Source organism: Acinetobacter sp. YWS30-1, assembly GCF_033558715.1.
In the GTDB taxonomy this organism is placed as follows: Bacteria; Pseudomonadota; Gammaproteobacteria; order Pseudomonadales; family Moraxellaceae; genus Acinetobacter.
Window position 1 is genome coordinate 129,756 of sequence record NZ_CP114606.1, and the last position, 20,808, is coordinate 150,563.

18 protein-coding genes are annotated in these 20,808 nt (G+C 44.6%); 12 read left to right on the plus strand and 6 right to left on the minus strand.

Annotated features, from left to right (window positions below):
• Positions 1-58 precede the first annotated feature (58 nt).
• The 5 genes from O4M77_RS00615 (at position 59) to recJ (ending at position 5,985) form a co-directional block, all read left to right on the plus strand.
• Positions 59-424, plus strand: coding sequence for a YkgJ family cysteine cluster protein (locus O4M77_RS00615; protein ID WP_166137458.1), 366 nt, complete (start codon positions 59-61; stop codon positions 422-424).
• A 262-nt stretch (positions 425-686) separates the two neighbouring features.
• Positions 687-2,153 carry an IMP dehydrogenase gene (gene guaB / locus O4M77_RS00620; RefSeq protein WP_034170242.1) on the plus strand — a complete coding sequence of 489 codons (1,467 nt, stop codon included), beginning with the start codon at positions 687-689 and terminating at the stop codon, positions 2,151-2,153.
• 122 nt (positions 2,154-2,275) lie between these two features.
• Positions 2,276-3,607, plus strand: a complete 1,332-nt coding sequence (gene glmM / locus O4M77_RS00625; RefSeq protein ID WP_323713663.1) for a phosphoglucosamine mutase — start codon at positions 2,276-2,278, stop codon at positions 3,605-3,607.
• Between the two features lie 15 nt (positions 3,608-3,622).
• A complete protein-coding gene (pdxH, locus tag O4M77_RS00630; protein WP_313482628.1) occupies positions 3,623-4,279 on the plus strand; it encodes a pyridoxamine 5'-phosphate oxidase in 657 nt (218 codons plus the stop codon).
• Between the two features lie 2 nt (positions 4,280-4,281).
• Entirely contained in the window at positions 4,282-5,985 is a 1,704-nt protein-coding gene (recJ, locus tag O4M77_RS00635) for a single-stranded-DNA-specific exonuclease RecJ (RefSeq protein WP_323713664.1), read from the plus strand.
• A 58-nt stretch (positions 5,986-6,043) separates the two neighbouring features.
• Here the strand turns inward: recJ and O4M77_RS00640 are convergent, their stop codons facing one another.
• Together O4M77_RS00640 and O4M77_RS00645 are read right to left on the minus strand one after the other, a co-directional pair.
• Complete coding sequence (locus tag O4M77_RS00640) at positions 6,044-6,922, minus strand: putative porin (protein WP_323713665.1); 879 nt, start codon at positions 6,920-6,922, stop codon at positions 6,044-6,046.
• A 172-nt stretch (positions 6,923-7,094) separates the two neighbouring features.
• Positions 7,095-7,874 carry a putative porin gene (locus O4M77_RS00645; protein ID WP_323713666.1) on the minus strand — a complete coding sequence of 260 codons (780 nt, stop codon included), beginning with the start codon at positions 7,872-7,874 and terminating at the stop codon, positions 7,095-7,097.
• A 503-nt stretch (positions 7,875-8,377) separates the two neighbouring features.
• On the opposite strand from O4M77_RS00645, the gene prfB reads away from it, so the two are divergent.
• The 5 genes from prfB to O4M77_RS00670 all read left to right on the plus strand — a co-directional run bounded on the left by prfB (position 8,378) and on the right by O4M77_RS00670 (position 13,373).
• Positions 8,378-9,473 (plus strand): peptide chain release factor 2 gene (prfB, locus tag O4M77_RS00650; RefSeq protein WP_104426741.1). Its coding sequence is split into 2 segments (ribosomal slippage): positions 8,378-8,449 and positions 8,451-9,473, totalling 1,095 coding nucleotides; the frame shifts between segments, so codons are not numbered across the junction.
• Positions 9,474-9,619: 146 nt separating this feature from the next.
• Positions 9,620-9,919, plus strand: a complete 300-nt coding sequence (locus O4M77_RS00655; RefSeq protein WP_121979733.1) for an ArsR/SmtB family transcription factor — start codon at positions 9,620-9,622, stop codon at positions 9,917-9,919.
• A 15-nt stretch (positions 9,920-9,934) separates the two neighbouring features.
• Positions 9,935-11,020 carry an alkene reductase gene (locus tag O4M77_RS00660; RefSeq protein WP_323713667.1) on the plus strand — a complete coding sequence of 362 codons (1,086 nt, stop codon included), beginning with the start codon at positions 9,935-9,937 and terminating at the stop codon, positions 11,018-11,020.
• Positions 11,021-11,101: 81 nt separating this feature from the next.
• On the plus strand, positions 11,102-12,382 hold the full coding sequence (locus tag O4M77_RS00665) for a 3-deoxy-D-manno-octulosonic acid transferase (protein WP_323714076.1): 1,281 nt from the start codon (positions 11,102-11,104) through the stop codon (positions 12,380-12,382).
• Between the two features lie 277 nt (positions 12,383-12,659).
• Positions 12,660-13,373: a 16S rRNA (uracil(1498)-N(3))-methyltransferase gene (locus tag O4M77_RS00670; protein ID WP_180017255.1), complete on the plus strand. Its 714-nt coding sequence runs from the start codon at positions 12,660-12,662 to the stop codon at positions 13,371-13,373.
• On the opposite strand, the gene O4M77_RS00675 is transcribed toward O4M77_RS00670, so the two are convergent.
• Positions 13,347-14,327: a mechanosensitive ion channel family protein gene (locus tag O4M77_RS00675; RefSeq protein ID WP_159123798.1), complete on the minus strand. Its 981-nt coding sequence runs from the start codon at positions 14,325-14,327 to the stop codon at positions 13,347-13,349. The genes O4M77_RS00670 and O4M77_RS00675 overlap by 27 nt on opposite strands.
• Positions 14,328-14,434: 107 nt before the next feature.
• A complete protein-coding gene (locus O4M77_RS00680; RefSeq protein ID WP_034170236.1) occupies positions 14,435-15,010 on the minus strand; it encodes a DUF805 domain-containing protein in 576 nt (191 codons plus the stop codon).
• A 261-nt stretch (positions 15,011-15,271) separates the two neighbouring features.
• Here O4M77_RS00680 and acs point away from each other — a divergent pair, with 261 nt between their 5' ends.
• Both acs and O4M77_RS00690 read left to right on the plus strand, forming a co-directional pair.
• On the plus strand, positions 15,272-17,218 hold the full coding sequence (gene acs, locus O4M77_RS00685; protein ID WP_323713668.1) for an acetate--CoA ligase: 1,947 nt from the start codon (positions 15,272-15,274) through the stop codon (positions 17,216-17,218).
• Between the two features lie 130 nt (positions 17,219-17,348).
• Positions 17,349-18,530: an acyl-CoA dehydrogenase family protein gene (locus O4M77_RS00690; protein ID WP_323713669.1), complete on the plus strand. Its 1,182-nt coding sequence runs from the start codon at positions 17,349-17,351 to the stop codon at positions 18,528-18,530.
• Between the two features lie 62 nt (positions 18,531-18,592).
• Here O4M77_RS00690 and O4M77_RS00695 read toward each other — a convergent pair whose 3' ends face one another.
• Entirely contained in the window at positions 18,593-20,002 is a 1,410-nt protein-coding gene (locus O4M77_RS00695) for a deoxyribodipyrimidine photo-lyase (RefSeq protein ID WP_323713670.1), read from the minus strand.
• 126 nt (positions 20,003-20,128) lie between these two features.
• Positions 20,129-20,743 (minus strand): riboflavin synthase subunit alpha, encoded by a 615-nt coding sequence (locus tag O4M77_RS00700; protein WP_323713671.1) that lies wholly within the window; start codon positions 20,741-20,743, stop codon positions 20,129-20,131.
• Positions 20,744-20,808: the final 65 nt, after the last annotated feature.

Genomic DNA, 20,808 nt, shown 5'->3' on the forward strand with positions numbered 1-20,808 from the left:
TTTTTTATATTTTCCGCCGGCAAAAAAAACTGTTTTTGATGACGAGAATTTATAAGAAATGTTGTCTCAAGTTCCTACACAAGATGCATGTTTAAGTTGTGGCGCATGTTGCGCCTATTTCAGGGTTTCATTTTATTGGGCAGAGGGGATTCCCATGCCTGAGCACTATACTGAGCCTGTCACCTCGGTCTATTCATGCATGGCGGGAACCAATCAGAAAAATCCGCGCTGTGTTGCGCTAGAAGGCAAGATTGGCGAGCAGGTGAGTTGCGGCATGTACGAGCTACGTAGCTCATCCTGTAAAGAAGTGCAGATCGCTGATGCCCAGTGCAATAAAGCACGGATGGCACACAATATGATTCCATTCATCCAGATTGAGCCGGATGAAGCCGAAAATGATGATAATTTCGAACGGGTGAGCTAAATTCAAACTCAAGATTTAAAAAGCAGGGTATGGACTCTGCTTTTTTTATGGGAGAAAAAATTAGTAAGGGATTTTGTAAAGCAAATAAATATGATGACTACTCTGGCATATTTAAATTGTTGATTGAATAGTCAAATTTACAGGTTTAGATATTCGGATTAAATCTAAGTCCAGATTTAGACAAAATAAATTTTGCAATTGCAATGAAATTTAGAGCTAAATTTGTTTATAATAGCGCACGGAAATTACCAGTGAGACTGTTATGTTGACCATCGTTCAAGACGCGTTAACCTTCGATGATGTCCTATTACTCCCTGCCTACTCTACTGTTCTCCCAAAAGATGTCTCTCTAAAGACACGCCTGACTCGCGGCATTAACCTGAATATCCCACTTGTTTCAGCAGCTATGGATACTGTGACTGAGTCACGTATGGCAATTGCGATGGCACAAAATGGCGGTATCGGTATTCTGCACAAGAACATGGATATTGCTGCCCAGGCCGCAGAAGTACGCCGTGTGAAAAAATTTGAAGCCGGTATGGTGAAAGATCCGATCACAGTTACCCCAGAAACTACAGTACGTGAACTGATCGCTGTAACTCAAGCGAATAACATCAGTGGCGTACCCGTGGTTAAAGACGGTAAAGTGGTTGGTATCGTGACAGGTCGTGATACACGTTTTGAAACCAATCTGGAACAGCCGGTTAGCAATATCATGACTGGCCAAGACCGTCTGGTGACTGTGCGTGAAGGCGAATCGAAAGAAAACATTCAGGCCTTATTGCAAAAAAACCGTATTGAAAAAGTGATCGTTGTTGGCGAAAACAATGAATTAAAAGGCTTGATCACGGTAACTGATTTCCGTAAAGCGGAACTTTATCCAAATAGCTGTAAAGATGATCTAGGTCGTCTACGTGTAGGTGCAGCAGTTGGTACTGGCGCTGAAACACCAAGCCGTGTAGAAGCACTGGTTGATGCTGGTGTAGATGTGATCGTTGTGGACACTGCACATGGTCACTCTGCGGGTGTGATCGAGCGTGTACGCTGGGTCAAACAGAACTACCCACAAGTTCAAGTGATTGGCGGTAATATCGCCACTGGTGATGCTGCGCTTGCCTTGCTTGATGCGGGTGCGGACGCCGTAAAAGTGGGGATTGGTCCTGGCTCAATCTGTACAACTCGTATTGTGGCTGGTATTGGTATGCCACAAATCTCTGCAATTGATTCTGTTGCACGTGCATTGAAAGAACAGATTCCATTGATTGCTGATGGTGGTATCCGTTTCTCTGGAGATATGGCAAAAGCGATTGGCGCTGGTGCAAGTACCATCATGGTGGGTTCACTGATGGCCGGTACTGAAGAAGCACCGGGCGAAGTTGAATTCTTCCAGGGCCGTTACTACAAGGCTTACCGTGGTATGGGTTCTTTGGGTGCGATGGCCGGTGCAACTGGTTCTGCTGACCGTTACTTCCAGGATTCTAAAGCCGGTGCTGAAAAACTGGTTCCTGAAGGTATTGAAGGTCGCGTACCGTACAAAGGCCCAATGGGCAATATCGTGCATCAGATGATGGGCGGTCTGCGTTCTTCTATGGGCTATACTGGTTCTGCAACGATTGATGATCTTCGTCAAAATGCCAAGTTTGTGAAAATCACATCTGCCGGTATGTCTGAGTCTCACGTGCATGATGTAACCATCACCAAAGAAGCGCCAAACTACCGTATGGGTTAACTTTCGCTGATTGTTTACTCTAAAAAAGCCGTCATCCTCATGACGGCTTTTTTGTTTTGGTGTACAGTGTTGCACAATGAAAAAGGATGATGTAAATCACCCGCTAAGAAGTGAGACAAAGCATGAGTTATTTTGGTACCGATGGTATTCGTGGAAAATTTGGTGAGTTACCGATTACACCTGAATTTGCCCTGAAATTAGGTTTTTCGGCAGGAAAAGTATTAAAACGAAATAGCAAAAAAAGCAAACCATTGGTGGTACTGGGTAAAGATACCCGTTTATCTGGTTATATTCTGGAATCTGCGCTACAGGCAGGACTCAATGCGGCAGGTGTTTATGTGCATCTGCTTGGACCTTTGCCAACCCCGGCCATTGCCCATTTGACCCGTGCTTTGCATGCCAGCCTCGGTATTGTCATTTCTGCATCACACAATCCGTATTTCGATAACGGCATTAAGTTTTTCTCGAGTGAAGGTAAAAAACTGCCTGATGCTTTGCAGGATGAGATCAACCAGGAACTGGAAAAAGAACTAGTAATTGAAGATAACGCGAACTTGGGTAAAAGTTTCCGTGTGAAAGATGCCAATGGCCGTTATATCGAATTCTGTAAGTCGACTTTCCCATACCATTTAGACCTGAATGATTTAACCATTGTCGTTGACTGTGCCAATGGTGCAGCTTATAGCGTTGGCCCTGCGGTTTTCCGTGAACTGGGTGCTAAGGTTATTTCCATCTATGATGAACCGACCGGTCTGAATATCAATGAGAACTGTGGTTCAACTCATCCGGAAAATCTGCAAAAAGCAGTGGTTGAGCATGGTGCTGATTTAGGCATAGCCTTCGATGGTGATGCTGACCGCGTGATTATGGTCGATAAAAACGGTGAGCAAATTACCGGTGATCATATTCTGTATATTCTTGCGACTCAGGCAAAAAATAAGCCAGCTGGGATTGTTGGTACCTTGATGAGCAATATGGCGCTGGAACTGGCCCTCGAGAAAGCTGGGGTAGAGCTGCTACGTGCCAAAGTCGGTGACCGTTATGTACTGCAAGGTCTGGAAGAAAAAGACTGGTCGATTGGTGGCGAGCCATCAGGTCATATCCTGACTTTAGACAAGAGCACCACAGGCGATGCGATTATTGCTGCACTACAAGTCTTAACCGTGATGGTCGAGCAGAAGAAAGCGCTACATGAGTTAGTGGCTGACTTTAAATTATTGCCGAATGTCTTGGTGAATGTACGTCTGAATACCATGTTTGACCCGTACTCAGTGCCTGCTTTGACTGCAGAGTTTAGCAAAGCTGAAGAGCAGCTCAAAGGCCGTGGCCGTTTACTGATCCGTAAGTCAGGGACTGAACCGGTGATCCGTGTCATGGTGGAAGGCGAGGATCTTGCAGAGGTAACCACACTGGCAAATTCATTGGCTGATGCGGTACGTGCCAACGCCGCTTAAATGGGGGAAGAGTGAATGAGCGATCTGATTAAGGATCTAAGTGAACTGCGTCTGAACTACCAAAAAGGCGAGCTACATGAAGATCAGGTCAATCCCAATCCGCATATGCAGTTTTTGCAGTGGTTTAACCATGCCCTTGCTGCACAGCTGCATGAACCTTATGCCATGTCATTGGCAACTGCAAATGCACAAGGTCGTCCGCATGTGCGTACAGTGTTGCTGCGTGGTGCCACTGAAGCGGGTTATGATTTCTATACCAATTATGACAGTCAAAAAGGTCTGGATCTGGCCGAAAACCCGTATGCAGAATTGCTGTTTTACTGGCAGGAACAGGAACGTCAGATCCGGATTAGCGGTAAGGTAATTAAAATTTCGGAAGAAGAATCGACTGATTATTATCATAAACGTCCGCGCGAAAGTCAGATCGCTGCACATATCAGTACCCCGCAAAGCGGTGTGGTTGTGAGTCGTGAAGAACTACAGCAACGTTTCTGGGATTTGCATCAACAGGTCGCTAATCAGGAAGAACTGGATAAACCGGGATTCTGGGGCGGCTATCGTTTGCAGCCAGATTATTATGAATTCTGGCAGGGGCGCCCCAACCGTTTACATGACCGCCTGAGTTATGAAAAAATCGATGGGGCGTGGAAACTACAACGATTGATGCCATAACAATGCCTAAACTTGAAATCAAGCAAAGACCTTTACTGACACGCCCTGAATCTTTTCAGGGCGTGCCTTCATTTGTAGCTAACATTCTGGCACGCCGTGGCGTGGAATCTGAACAGGAGCTGGAGCTGAAACTCAAGCATCTGCTGGCTCCGACCATGAAAGGCTTAACGGAAGCGGTCCAGCTGATTGATCAGGCTATAGATGCCGGCCAGAAAATCGTAATTGTCGGTGACTATGATGCTGATGGGGCGACCAGTACCACACTGATGGTACTTGCTCTGCGTGATATGGGTGCTCATGTCGACTATCTGGTTCCTGACCGGTTTAAGTATGGTTATGGCCTGACACCTGCGATTGCGGATCTGGCTTTTGCCAATTTTACGCCGGATCTTTTAATCACAGTGGATAACGGGATTTCCAGTCATGAAGGCGTGAAACAGGCGCAAGATCATGGTATGCAGGTGATTATTACCGATCACCACTTAACTACCAAGCCTACACCTGCAGCAGAGGCTGTGGTCAATCCCAATCAGCTGGGTTGTGATTTTCCAAGTAAGGCTTTGGCAGGTGTAGGGGTAGCTTTTTATGTTCTGGCAAATCTATCGACTCATCGTAAAAAGTTGGGTAAATCTTCAACGGTTATTACCAATTATCTGGATCTGGTCGCTTTAGGTACTTATGCAGATGTCGCAAGTCTGGACTATAACAACCGTATTCTGGTGGATGCCGGCTTAAAACGGATTCAACATCATCTTTGCCGACCTGGCATCAGTGCCTTGCTAGAGATTGCTGGTCGTGATGCAGCTACGCTCAAAGTGCAGGATCTGGGTTTTGTGCTTGGCCCACGCATTAATGCAGCGGGTCGTATGGAAACCATGGATATCGGGATCGAGTGTTTGCTTGCTCCGGATCTGGCAACCGCTTATCCACTCGCAGAACAGCTGAATAAACTCAATGTCGAACGTCGTCAGGTAGAAGGCAAAATCAAGCAAGAAGCTTTGACTGAATTGGAAAAAATCCAGCTGGATGAGAATACTTTGCCAGCCGCGCTGATCATGTTTGAACAGCACTGGCATCAGGGTGTGATCGGGATTGTGGCGGGGCGTTTAAAAGAACAGTTCCATCGTCCAAGTATTGTGTTCGCAGCAGATGAAGATGGGATTCATATCAAAGGTTCAGCACGTTCCATTGAAGGGATTCATATCCGGGATAGTATTGAACGGATAGCAGAGCAGTATCCGCATCTGGTTAGCCATTTTGGTGGGCACGCGGCCGCAGCGGGATTAACCATTAAAAAGCAGCATTTTGCTGAATTTAAACAGGTCTTTGAACAGCTGATTGCAGAGATGGATGAAAGCCTATTTACCGCTACGCTGTGGACTGATGGGGAACTACCGGCATCAGCTTTCCAAATTGAAACGGTCGATTTACTGCAAAACTTAAGTCCATGGGGACAAAAGTTTCCTCAACCGATTTTTGAAGGCATCTTTAAGATTCTGGATTACCGCTGGCTCAAGGATGTACATCTGAAATTACGTGTTGCCTTAGAGAATGGACAGGTTGTGGATGCGATTGCCTTTAGTGCCATCGATAAATACAAGTTTGATCCGATGAAGCAGCATGTTCGTCTGGTCTATGAACTGGATAAAAATGTCTTTAATGGCAATGTTAGCCTGCAAATGCGAATTGCTCATCTGGAACAATAAATTATTCAAATAAAAAAACCGCTCAAGTGAGCGGTTTTTTTGCTTTTAATCGGAGGGATTAGAAGCGGAAAGTACCGTTAATACCGAAAGAGTCAGCACCGTCAGTAGTTGTGTAGTTAACGCCAGCTGCAATTGCAGGGGTAAAGAATTTTTGAGTACGAACACTAAAAATAGTATCTGATTCATCAGCAGTAGAGTCAGCAAAAGAAACACCAACGCTAAGTGTAGGATCAATATAAAGATCAGCAGCTAAACGATAAGCAGTTTCATCACCGAAATATGTTACTCCCTCGAAATTAGTAAAATGATTACCAATTTGAGTCACATATTTAGCTCGCAAAGAAACAGCGGTGTCTTCACCTACAGCTACACCGTAACCAAGGGTGCTAGCAAATCCAATTTTAGAAGCAAGCATAGGATCTACACTTTCTTTAGCAACTCCTAGAGCCAACAATAACCCATTAACTGGTAAGTAACCAGCTTCTAAAGAATAGCCAGTAGTGTCATCAGATTCATCATAAGTAAACCCAGGAGCACGTGCGCTAGCTGTATAATCCACTTGGTTTAAACTACCAGAAATATAAAATTGAGAGTTAGGAATAAAGAATTCACCATTAACACCAATAATCTCAAACTCTTCTTCTGCATTAATACCAGCTTCGCTCAATTCATTTTGAGCATTAACGTATCCTAAACCAATATTACTAGCTTTATTTAAAAAGGCAGCTTCAGCTAAAGGAGCATTTTTAGTATTTACGGTATTTAAGTAGTATTTACCGTTAACAAAAAATAAATCCCCATCAGAGTCAAGTTCAAATCCACCTAGATTATTTTCAAAGTCAGTGTTTTCATACCCGACATTAAGTTCAGCTTGGTAAGCATGTGCAGTTCCTAGGCTAGCAAGAAGTGCTGTAGCAAGAGCAAGTTTCTTAAACATTTAGATTTTCTCTCTTTGTTATAAAATATGGCTGTTTTATTAACAGTTGTAACAAATTGTACAGATAATAATCGCCCCGTCAATGTGCAAAAACTACCTAAATGCTTGTTTAAAGTGCAATAAAAAACCCATCCGAAGATGGGTTTTTTATATTGAAATTTCTCACTCTGGATTAGAAGCGGTATTTCGCAGCTACACCAAATGAGTTGTAATCTCGGTTAAACTGTTCGCCAAAGCCTACACGACCTTCTAAGCTCACTTGTTCATTAAAGAATTTACGAGCGCTTACACCAAACTCACTACGATCTGTCAGATCATTGTTATGGTAGTCAGCACCAACACTTAAAGTTTTATCGATGAAGTAGTCAGCTTTTAAATTGTACTCATCCAGGTCGCCAAAGGCAGCACCAGCTTCAAGGTTAATGTCTTTACCATTGCTCAAGGTAGTCACATATTTAGCACGTAATGTTGGATCTACACCGTCGTCCTGGTCATTATCCCAACCTTTCACACCTGCTGCAATTAACAGACCTGGTGCAGGTAAATAACCTACTTCTGCAGCATAAGTAGTTAGATCGTTATCAAACTCATCATTATCTTGCAGATCATGGCCACTTACTTTACCACTTAAGTAAAAATCTGAATTTGGTACGAAGTACTCTGCGCCTACACCATAACGATGCGCTTCAGAATCACCAACTTCTCGGTATTCATACTCAGCTTTCACATTACTCGCACGGTCAAGGAAGGCTGCTTCGGCTAATGGTGCATTACGTGTTTCAACTGGATTAAAGTAATATGTGCCATCAACACCAAAAGAGCCGCTTGAGCTACCATTGTCAGGATCAACTAATCCTGCAGATGCACCCACTTCCGCTTGATAAGCATGAGCTGCTGTACCTGTAAGAGCTACGGCTGAAAGTAATGCTGAAGCGATTGCTAGTTTTTTCATGCGGATACTCCCCTCTGAAAATATGGCTAAAATTAATACACTTTTTGTTACAACTTTAAGTCTAGACCAATTCTAATAATCGTCAATCAAAGGAAAGTTACTGCATTGTGAATAAGGTAATATTATGTAATTTTCATTTAATAACTAATTGAATTTAAAAACTAAAAATGAAATGTTTTGTTTTATTAAAAGTGTGTAGATATTGTGGAATGTATTGAAAATGCTATTTTTTATCTTATTTTGTAGGGGTTTTAGGGTTTTAAAATGAATCAAAAACTGAGTATAAAAATACAGCGAAATATATTTAAGAATAGAATGAGAAAGTATTAAAAATAATATTTAGCTATTTTATCGGGCTGACAAATTTTGTAATTAAAAAATGTGCTAGTGACATTTTCTTGCTTAGCTTTAAAGATGGATTTATCGCTATAAATTGGCGAAATAGACTGTGATATAATATTGACCTAAGAATTTATACCTAATTTTGATTGAGAGTAATTCACGTGGAAATTAATCCGTATCTAAACCAATTAAAAGACTTAAACGAACGTGGTCAAACACTACGGGGGTATCTTTGACTACGATCTGAAAAAAGAGCGTTTAGAAGAAGTCCTGCGTGAATTAGAAGACCCGGCGATCTGGAATGACCAGAGTCGTGCTCAGGCCATGGCCAAAGAAAAAGGTGAGCTTGAAAATGTACTTAATGTACTGGACGGCTTAACCACCCAGCTCGAAGATGCTCAAGCGATGCTCGACCTTGCGGTTGAAGCAGATGAAGAGGCCATGCTGGAAGATGTGCAGGCTGAGCTGAATGCGGCTGAAGAAGAACTGGCGAAGCTTGAGTTCCGTCGTATGTTCAGCAACCCGATGGATCCAAACCCTTGCTATGTGGAAATTCAGGCAGGTTCCGGCGGTACCGAAGCACAGGACTGGGCATCTATGCTGCTACGTATGTACATGCGCTGGATCGAACGTCATGGTTTTAAAGCTGAACTGATGGAAGAATCTGATGGGGATGTTGCCGGGATTAAATCTGCGACGATTCGTGTCGAAGGTGAGTATGCTTATGGCTGGTTGCGTACCGAATCTGGTGTACACCGTTTAGTGCGTAAATCACCATTTGACTCGGGCAACCGTCGTCATACGTCATTTTCTGCCGTGTTTGTCTCACCTGAAGTAGATGACAATATCGAAATTGAAATCAATCCTTCAGATGTCCGTACCGATACCTACCGTGCGTCAGGCGCGGGTGGTCAGCACATTAACAAAACTGACTCTGCAGTGCGTTTAACCCACATTCCAACCGGTATTGTGGTGGCGTGTCAGAACCAGCGTTCACAACATGCCAACCGTGACCATGCCTGGAAGCAGCTGCGTGCCAAGCTGTATGAGCTGGAAATGAATAAACGTAATGAAGCTGCACAGGCATTGGAAGATTCCAAGTCCGATATTGGCTGGGGTAGCCAGATTCGTTCTTATGTCCTTGATGATTCACGTATCAAGGATTTGCGTACAGGTGTGGAAAATTCCAATACTGGCGCAGTTCTGGACGGTGATCTGGACAAATTTATCGAAGCAAGCCTGAAACAGGGCCTGTAAGAAATCGTTTAAAAGCTGGCGTAACAAAGCTTTAACAGACTGTGACTCTTATATCTAAATTATTCGATATATAAATCGAAAAAATACGATATAATGGTCGCAGATGCTGAATGAGGTTTCGTTGCGCCACTGATTGTGATGTGCCTATGGACCTTGATCTAATTTTTAAAGCCTTAGCCAATCCGACCCGTCGACAAATTCTGGAGTGGTTAAAATCTCCGGAGCAATATCTGTCTGCGGAAGAGTGTGGTGGCTTTCAACGTGGGGTCTGTGCAGGTCAAATTGAACGTTTGGGCCAGGTTTCCCAGTCCACCATGTCCAATCACCTGTCGGTATTACAGCAGGCTGGCCTGATCACTGCGACCAAGCATGGACAGTGGTCATATTTCTCCCGCAATGAAACTTTGATTCAGCAATTTATCGAACACCTACAACAACACCTTTAACAGGTGGGAGTAACGATGGCTGAATTAAATTCTCCTTTAACGCTTGGTGCGTTAAAGCTTAAAAACCGTGTCATCATGGCGCCGCTGACCCGTAGCCGTGCAACTGCTGATCGTGTTCCAACCCCAATGATGGTTGAATACTATGCGCAACGTGCAAGTGCTGGCCTGATCATTTCTGAAGCTACAGTGATTTCTGAAGAAGCCAATGGCTATTTAAATACTCCAGGATTGTTTACCGATGCTCAGGTCGAAGGCTGGAAAAAGGTCACTCAAGCGGTTCATGAGAAGGGCGGTCTGATTGTTGCCCAGCTTTGGCATGTTGGTCGTGTATCGCATCCGGATCTGTTAAATGGTGAAACACCAGTCTCTGCAAGTGCAGTACAACAGGCGGGTCATGTCAGCTTGTTACGTCCAAAGCGTCCATACGTTACGCCACGTCCTTTAGAAGTTTCTGAAATTCACGCAATTACCGAGCAATACAAGCAAGCCGCGATTCGTGCCAAAGAAGCCGGTTTTGACGGTGTTGAATTACATGCTGCCAATGGTTATCTGATTGACCAGTTCTTGCAAAGCAAAACCAATCAGCGTGAGGATGAATATGGCGGTTCAGTCGAAAACCGTACACGTTTCCTGCTAGAGGCAACTGATGCACTGATTGAAGTATGGGGTGCGGATCGAGTAGGGGTACATTTTGCGCCGCGTGGTGATGACCATGACATGGGCGACAATGATCCACGTGAAACATTTGGTTATGCCATGGAGCAACTGGGCAAGCGCAAGATTGCCTTCTTCTTTACCCGTGAATATCTGGCTGAAGACAGTATTTCCGAATATATGAAAGAGCGTTCAGGTGGAGTACCTTATATTGCCAATATGCAACTGAGTCGTGAAGATGCGATTGAGCTGTTGGCAGCTGAAAAGGCAGATGCAGTCGCATTTGGTAAAGCCTACATTGCAAATCCTGATCTATACGAACGTTTGCTTGATAATGCACCGCTTAATGAGCTGAAAATGGAAAATATGATCGGCAGTCAGGTGGCTGAAGGTTATATTGATTATCCAACTTTGGCAGAAGTTAAGGTATTAAGCACCATAGAATAATTAGAAATAAGAGCCACATCGATTAACATGTCGATGTGGCTCTGTTATATTTTGCCGATTGAATCTGTTTTGGGGCGCAATGTGGCTACTCCATTCTGGTATAACGCAGCCTTGGCGCTAGCGAAACCGCTTTATCAATCCCGTATACGTAAACGTGCGACCAGTCCGGAACAATTAGAACAAGAACTGTTGGAACGTTTTGGTCCTTTCCAGTCCCCTAAAAATCTGCAAGCGATCTGGTTTCATGTGGTATCCGTAGGGGAAACCAATGCCGCTCAACCTTTAATTGAACATTACTTAAAACTTGGGCATCCGGTTCTAGTGACTAATACCACCAAGACCGGGCAGGCACGTGCTAAATCACTTTTCTTGAAAGAACCTTATTTAGACTTATTTCAGGCTGTATATTTGCCAGCTGACCAGAAAACTCTGATTCGTGATTTTTATCAAAAATATCAGCCTAAATTGCTGTTATTGATGGAAACCGAGCTCTGGCCAAATCTGATTGACCAGGCACCGAATTTTAATGTGCGTTGCCTATTATTGAATGCCCGTCTTTCTGAAAAATCTGCCAAAGGCTATGGCAAAGTCAAAGGCCTAACCCGTGGCATGCTTAAGAATTTAACCGGCCTTTTGGCTCAGGATACAGCAACCCAGCAGCGTTATATTGATCTAGGTATAGCTTCAGAAAAAACTCAGGTCTTGGGCAATATTAAGTTTGATATCACGGCACCGCAGCAATTTATTAATCATGCTGCCCAATTGAAACAGGAATGGTCTCTACAAAGTCGGAAAATTATCACTCTCGCCAGTACACATGCCCCAGAAGAGCAGCAATTGATGGCTGAACTTAAATCTGCGCTGGATGCAGATTCGACATTAGTTTGTATCGTGGTGCCACGTCATCCGGAACGTTTTGATGAGGTGTTTCAGGCGACACAGTTACTAGGTTTAACAATCCGGCGCCGTAGTTTGGGGCAACATATTGAAGCAGATACCCAGGTTTATCTGGCAGATTCCATGGGCGAGATGTGGCTGTGGTATGCCTTGAGCCAAGCCTGTTATGTTGGCGGCTCTTTGAATGAACCAGGTGGTGGGCATAATATTCTGGAGCCGATTGCGCTAAATGTTCCAACGATTCTGGGTAAAAACTATTTTAACTTTCAGACAATTGTAGATGAGTTTGCGCAGGCGCATGCGGTAGAAGTGGTGCAGGATGCCACGCAGGCGGCTGAGACTTTACTAGAGATTTTGAATAATTCAGCTAAAGCTGAAAGCTTGAATACTGCTGCTCAAAAGATGATGCAGCAAAATCAGGGTTCACTTGAAAGGCATATTCAGGTGATTGATCAATATCTTTGATTATATTCTGATTTGTGAAGAAGCTGATTTTCATGGATTGACTGTATAAGGTTAAAACTAAGCCTTATCTTTATAGATTTAATGCTAGGAACTCTTCTTTCTTTTACTTTTGTTTCGGCAAAAGTAACAAAACCATTTGTCATCCACAAAACTCGTCATATACCATCTTTTTGCAGAGGTATCGCAGAACCTATATCAGGCAAAAAGAGTCCTGCCTCGGACAGTTGTGGATGACGTTTCCGCGTATCCCGTGATGGATTTGTTGAGTTAATTTTTTATGAATATCGTCCTGCTTGATCCCCGCCAAACCGAATCTGATCTATGGTCAATTACGTCAAAGCGGCAGCTGGAACATTTGCAACAGCACCTGGAGGTTCAGGTGGGCGATACGTTGAAAGTCGGGATTCGAGAAGGGAAACGGTATTTAACTGAAGTTGTCGAAATTTCTGAAAAAGCAGTTGTATTGAAACCCATTCAAGAAGAATCAGTTCCTGCAAAGCTGCCTGTTACTCTAATTGTAGCTTTACCACGTCCTAAAGTTTTGCGTCGTCTGATCATGGATGCTGTGACCATGGGGGTAGAAAAGATCATTTTACTGCATAGCTACCGGGTGGATAAAAGCTATTGGCAGACCCCATTTTTGCAGCAACTGAATCATTATATCGATCTCGGGCTAGAACAGGCAGGGGATACGCTTGCTCCGAAAATTGAGCTGTATAAACGCTTTAAACCTTTTGTTGAAGATATTTTGCCGGGACTCATTACAGCAGACTGTCCAGCCTTTGTTGCACATCCTTATGCCGAACAGCCGATGCCATATGCACTTCAGCATCCTTGCACGATTGTCATTGGCCCCGAAGGTGGCTTTATTCCGTATGAAGTTGATTTGCTCATAAAAAACGGCTGCCAAGCAGTGAGCCTTGGCAACCGTATTCTCCGTACTGAAACGGCGATTTCATATGTTTTAGGTCGACTGTTTAGCGCGAGCTGAGGCATCTTCATGGCCATCACCACGATAGACTTTCACTTCCTGCACCGGATATGGAATCGAAATGTTATGTTCAGCAAAGGCTTGAATCACCCGTTCCTGAACGGCACTGATTGAGGTGCCTATGCCTGTTTCAGTGGTATTAACCCACCATAACGCTTTGAGGGTAATCGAGAAGTCTGCCAGTGCAATCACATTGACGCTGAATGCAGGTTGACTCAGGATGGTCGGATCTTTATCCAGAATTGCAGTAATAATATCCTTGGCTTTCTGGATATCATCTTCATAACCGATCCCGACCGAAAATTCACAGCGGCGACGGGTATAAGCAGTATTCACCGTGACTGCACTGGTATAGACCGTAGCATTTGGAATTACGATACGACGACCATCTGGCGAGCGTAAAAAAGTTGCACGAATCTGGATATCTTCCACGGTACCCTCCAGACCATTCACGATAATGTCATCGCCAATCTTGAAAGGTTCACCCAGCAAAATCAGTACACCTGAGAGCAGATTCTGGAAAATATCCTTAAATGCGAAACCGATCGCCACCGAACCAATCCCAAGCGCACTCATCAGCTGACCTGGGGTGAAACCTGGAATTGCAATCACCAGCCCGATTAAAACACCGAAGAAAACAATCACGGTACTACCGACACGGTTCAGCACCAGTACCAGATTCTGTCGGGTATAAGTACGGTTTTCTAAAGTCTTACGAACAAAAAACTTAAACAGTTTTGACAGTAACCAGAAAATGACAATGACTGTTAGCGCAATACAGAAATAAGGCACACGCTCCCAGAAACCCTCCATGATCTTGTCAATGGTGCTATAGGCATCATTGTACTTGGAGGTATGTTCGATCACAGTTTGGGCAGTTTTTTCAGTCGCCTGATGCAGGAGCTCAGTCGTCCCTTCAGTTACCTGGCTTAAAGTATTCTCTTGCTCAGCCACAAAAACTCCACAATTTAAATTTCGCTTATTTTGCCTCAACTACAGCAAAAAATTAACAACAGCGAAATTTATACACAATATATTTATGCAAAACAGACACAACTGTCTTAAAAGAACTCAGTCGTTTTTTGTTTCACTTCACTTGGGATTCTTGAAGGTTCACCTTCACTCATATAAGAGAATAACGCAGTCGTCGCCAACAGGCTGAGTACGGTAAAAATGATTACCAGCCAGGCCACAATTTTTTCCCAGACGGGGCTTGTACGTATCGGGCCATACTGATTGCTGCCTCTTGTTCCTGGAAAAAGCAGGATATAAATCCAGACAAACAGATTGATCAAAGGCACGAAGAATAGCAGCATCCACCAGCCACTGCGGTCTAGATCATGTAAGCGTCGTACCGTAATCACAATACCGAAATACAGATAGACCAGCATGATCGCTAAGGCAAACAGGCTGGACAGGCCGTGCAGGGAGATTTGCCAGTTTGAATCTACTGATAGGCTGGCAATGTTCACAATATCAATACTTAAACCTAGCGCAATACTGCTGCATAAGAAAATAAACTGTAAAAATGCAGACCAGGCAATAAAACTCAAACGTCCAAATCGGCCCCTGATCGATAAGGGATGATCTGCTGCAGGAAAAGGAGGAGGGAAATAGGAAGGTTCAGTTGAATTCATGGGCAAGATCCTAAGCTTGTATAAAATACAGTGAGAGTGGGCGACTCATTTTATTTGACGATAGCAATATCTAGCTGACTTTGGCCATAGCTGAGCATTATCCGAAGTTATTCTGATTGAATTTGAATAAATAATCTACGACGAAAGCATGATTGTCGGATTTGAAATATGCAGTACATACTGCCATTATGCATAAAAAACAATCAACAAAATGCCATCAAGCTCTCGTGATGAGATAGAACAAGATCAAGGAAGCGAACAATGAAAGAAATCTATCCAGTACCAGCAGAATTTAAGAAAACCGCACGTACCACTGATACAGAGTATTTTGAGCGTTATCAGCAATCCATTGAACAACCGGATCAGTTCTGGGCTGAACAGGCACAACGCTTGGATTGGATCAAACCTTTTACCCAGGTTAAAAATACCAGTTTTGATAAAGACAATTTTAAAATTGAATGGTTTGCAGATGGCCAGCTCAATGTCAGTGCCAACTGTCTGGATCGCCATCTTAAGGAACATCCTTATAAACCGGCGATTATCTGGGAAGGGGACCATCCGTCCCGTCACAAGATTATTTCTTTTCACGAGCTTTATGATGAAACCTGTCGTTTCGCCAATGTCCTGAAAAAAAACGGGATTAAAAAAGGCGACCGGGTGGTGCTGTATATGCCAATGGTCTCGGAAGCCGCAATTGCCATGCTGGCCTGTGCCCGGATTGGTGCAGTGCATTGTGTGGTGTTTGGTGGTTTCTCACCTGATTCTCTGGCCAGCCGGATTGAAGACAGTCAGGCCAAAATGGTGATTACCGCAGATTCGGGCATGCGTGGTGGTAAAGCCATTCCACTGAAAGCCAATGTCGATGAAGCCCTGAAAATTGCCGGTACCGAATCGATTGAACATGTCATCGTTGTACATCGCACCGGCAATCCGGTAGAAATGCAACAGGGGCGTGATCTCTGGTATCACATGGAAATCATGACCGTCAATGAGATCTGTCCGCCTGAGCCGATGAATGCGGAAGATCCGCTGTTTATCCTGTATACCTCGGGTTCAACTGGAAAACCTAAGGGCGTACTGCATACCACAGGCGGTTATCTGACTTATGTGAATTGCACCTTCCGCGAAGTTTTTGACATCAAACAGGATGATGTGTTCTGGTGTACTGCCGATGTCGGCTGGATTACCGGGCATTCCTATGTACTGTATGGTCCGCTCTCTAATGGTACGACTACGGTCATGTTCGAGGGAGTGCCGCAATATCCGAGCTGGGCACGTACCGGACATATCGTCGACAAGCACAATGTGACCATTCTCTATACTGCACCGACAGCCATTCGTGCCATGATGCGTGAGGGGGATGCCTATGTACGGGAAAGTGATCGTAGCAGCCTGAGAATTTTAGGTTCGGTCGGTGAGCCGATTAACCCGGAAGCCTGGAACTGGTATTACTCGGTAGTCGGTGAAAGCCGCTGTCCGGTGATTGATACCTGGTGGCAAACCGAAACTGGTGGCTTCATGATTACGCCTTTACCAGGTGCGACCGACCTGAAACCGGGTTCTGCAACCCGGCCATTCTTTGGTGTGCAACCCGCCATTGTCGATGCAGAAGGCAAGGAAATTGAAGGGGTGGCAGAAGGGAATCTAGTAATTAAGGATTCCTGGCCAGGTCAGATGCGCACCATCTGGGGTGACCCAGACCGCTTTATTGACGCCTATTTCTCGACCTATCCGGGTACCTATTTTACTGGTGACGGCGCACGTCGTGATGAAGATGGCTATTACTGGATTACCGGTCGTGTCGATGACGTACTCAATGTTTCAGGCCATCGTCTGGGTACGGCAGAAATTGAAAGTGCATTGGTTGCACATGAGGCAGTTGCCGAAGCGGCGGTTGTCGGTATGCCGCATGACATCAAAGGTCAGGGGATTTGTGCCTTTGTCACCTTGCAGGCAGGGACTGAAAGTACTGAACAGCTGCGCGGTGAACTGGTAGCTTGGGTACGTAAAATTTTAGGGCCAGTGGCAACGCCAGATGCCTTGCACTGGGCCCCCGCTTTACCTAAAACCCGTTCAGGAAAAATTATGCGCCGGATTTTAAGAAAGATTGCTGCCAATGAACTGGACAGTCTGGGCGATACCTCGACTCTGGCTGAGCCACAAGTCGTGGATCAATTGATTGCTGAAGTGCAGCGCAATCAAGCATAAGTTTGAGACGTTCAAATACCGGCATTATTTGCCGGTATTTTTGTCTCAGGAATAAGCTCTGCATGCTTTCGAATATAGTGCCAAGCTGCAATCTGCTAAGCTAAAACCATGCTGAACTTAGGTCAAAAGAATGAATGTACGACAACAATATCTAGATCAATCTCCACTGCAAATTGCCCAGCAACTGGCAGAAACTTTTGCCCAAACGGCCGCAGTTCGTGACAAGCAGGGCGGTAATCCTAAAGCCGAACGTGATCTGATTCGCCAGAGCGGTTTACTGGGCCTGTCCATTCCGAAACAGTACGGCGGTCAGGAAGCAGACTGGCAGACAATTTTTAAAACCATTCAAATTATTGCCCGAGTTGATAGTTCATTAGCACATGTTTATGGGTTTCATCATTTGCTGATTGCAACGGTTCAATTATTTTCCCAACCAGAACAATATGGCCCATGGTTTGAACAGACCGCTCGGGAAAACCTGTTCTGGGGCAATACCTTAAATCCACTGGACCGTCGAACTACCGCAACAAAAATTGCTGAAAAAGAATATATTTTTGATGGGCATAAAAGCTTCTGTTCTGGCTCCATTGATTCCGATATTTTACTGTGCTCAGGCTATAACGACGCTGGAAAATTACTGATCGGGGTGATTCCAACAGCACGTAAGGGCGTAAGTTTTCTCGGTGACTGGAACAATATGGGCCAACGCCAGACCGATAGCGGCACCAGCCATTTTGAACAGGTCAAAATTCATGAAGATGAATTGCTGTTAAATCCAGGTCCACTGAGTACGCCGTATTCAAGTTTACGTCCTTTAATTGCCCAATTGATCTTTGTACACATGTTCCTCGGTGTAGCAGAAGGTGCGTTTGAAGTGGCCAAACAAACCGTACAGACTCAAAAAGCCTGGTCAAAATCACTGGTAGAAGAGGCAGTGAATGACCCCTTTACCCAGAAGCATTTTGCCGAGTTCTATGTGCAGCTGGAAAGCGTTCGTCTCTTAGCAGATAAAGCGATTCAAACCTTACAGGCCGCGTGGGATCTGGGCAATGATCTCACTGCCGAGCAGCGTGGTGAAGTTTCAGTGGCGATTGCCATAGCCAAAATCGCGGCCACCAATACATCTCTCTATATCACCCAGAATATTTTCCAGGTGATGGGCGCGCGTGCGACCACGGCCAAACTGAATCTGGACCGTTTCTGGCGTAATGTTCGCACCCAGACCTTACATGATCCGGTAGATTATAAATATCAGGAAGTTGGGGAATGGGTACTGACCGGGAAAGTGCCTGATCCAAGTTTTTATTCTTAATATGAAAATAAAAAGCCTCCAATATTGGAGGCTTTTCATATTAGATGAAGTGATAGTTTCTTCTAAATCTGCTTAAAGGCTTCTATGGCTCGTACACGAGAGGCTTTTAAATCTACAATCGGTTTTGGATAATCCAGTTCCAGATCAGGATTTTTGGCATAAGGTTCATGAATGGATTTGGCATCCAGATGCGCCAGTTCAGGCACCCACTGGCGGATATAGTCTCCATTGGGATCAAACTTCAGGGACTGGCTGACCGGATTAAAAATCCGGAAGTAGGGCACAGCATCCATGCCGGTTGATGCGCACCATTGCCAGCCGCCATTATTCGCAGCCAGATCGCCATCAATCAGGTGCTGCATAAACCAGCTTTCACCCAGTCGCCAGTCGATCAGCAAGTTCTTACACAGGAACATCGCAGTAATCATCCTGACCCGGTTATGCATCCAGCCAGTTGCCAGCATTTGCCGCATGCCAGCATCGACAATTGGAATTCCGGTCTGGCCTTGCTGCCAGGCAGCTAGATCTTCGGGGGCATTGCGCCATTGGATCTTATGGGTATTTTGCTTAAATGGTTGGTGTTTGGAGACACGTGGAAAATCAAACAGGGTCTGTAGATAGAATTCCCGCCACAAGAGTTCATCTAACCAGGTCTGCTGACCCACATCCTCAATCTGGAAATAGCCATCCTGAAAAAGAGCTTGCATACATTGGCGAACTGAAATAACACCGATATTCAGATAAGGGGAGAGGCGGCTGGTACCATCAACTGCTGGCAGATCACGGTCGGTTTTATAATGAGCCATTTTGTCCTCGATAAAATCATCGAGCAGATCCAAGGCAGCTTGATCCTCTGCAGGCCAAAGTTGGGCAGCATGCTCTACCACATAATCCGCTGAGAATTTTTCAAGATCAACATTGGGGAGCTTAGTTGATAATTGGATTGGATCTTGAGTTTCAATCTCAGGATAGCAGGTGGGTACATCCAGAATTAGCCGTTCATAGCACTTTTTCTTAAAGGCACTATAGACCTGATAGGGTTGATTGGACTGGTTCCGGATACTGCCGAGGGGAAACAGGGTGTGGTCATGATAGAGCTCGATCCTGATTTGCTGCTGTTCTAGTAATTGCTGCACCTGAGCATCACGTTCCAGTTCATTGACGCCAACTTCGATATTGGCATGCAGGTTTTCAATCTTCAGGGTTTGACATAGATTCAATATTTCTGACGCCAAATTTTCCCATAAAGGAATATTCAATATAATCAGCGGGATATTCAGTTGCTGTAGCTGCTGTTTTAAATATTTGAGCCGGCGCAGATAAAAATCAGTTTTGATCCGGGCATCCTGATGCAGTTGCCATTGTTCGGGAGAGAGGACTGCTAGCGCAATGCAAGGTCCTTGCTGAGTAGCATGCCAGAGTGCGGCATGGTCATGTATACGGAGGTCTTGGCGGAACCAGATCAACTGCATGGGAATAACGTTCTGAATCGGAATCAGATTATTTTATTCATTCCACCTGAAAATTCTGTATAGAAACGTAGATATGGGCAGAATGATCAGTTAAAAAACCGCCTATGGTATAAGCGGCTCTTTCATTTAACGCTGGTGAATATTTTCTAAGGTATCCACCAAGGTACGCGTGGTCTGGTCAATTTCATAATTGACTTCATCACCTACTTTGGCATTTTTCCAGTTGGTCAGACGCAAAGTTTCGGGAATCAGATCAATCGAAATTTCACTATTGGCGCGATCGACGCGATTGATGGTCAGGCTGCAGCCGTTCAGACCAATAAACCCTTTCAGGAAAAAGTATTTGATATTGCCATCCGGGATCTGAATATCGATATGGTAGGTTTCACCCCGATGTTCCAGATTTTTAATGATTGCTGTGCCTTCGATGTGCCCATACAGATTATGCCCGCCATTTTCTGCACCGACTTTGGCAGAGCGTTCGACATTCACTTCATCACCTACTTGAAGAGATTTTAAGGTGGTGAGGGCAAGGGTTACATCGGAGATATCGAAGTGAATCTGGTTTAGCTTCTGATCAATAGTCGTTACGGTGAGGCAGACGCCGTTGATCGCAACACTGGCGCCAATAAAGATATCCTGAAAAAACTGATTTTCGTTGCTCACGATAATGGTAATGAAGCCATTGCCCTGGCGAATATCCACGACTTTTTCCAAGCCTTGTACGATACCGGTATACATAATTTAAATTTCTATCTCATCGGGTTTGGCTTCATTCTAGTCAAGAATGAAGCAGGCGGCTATCT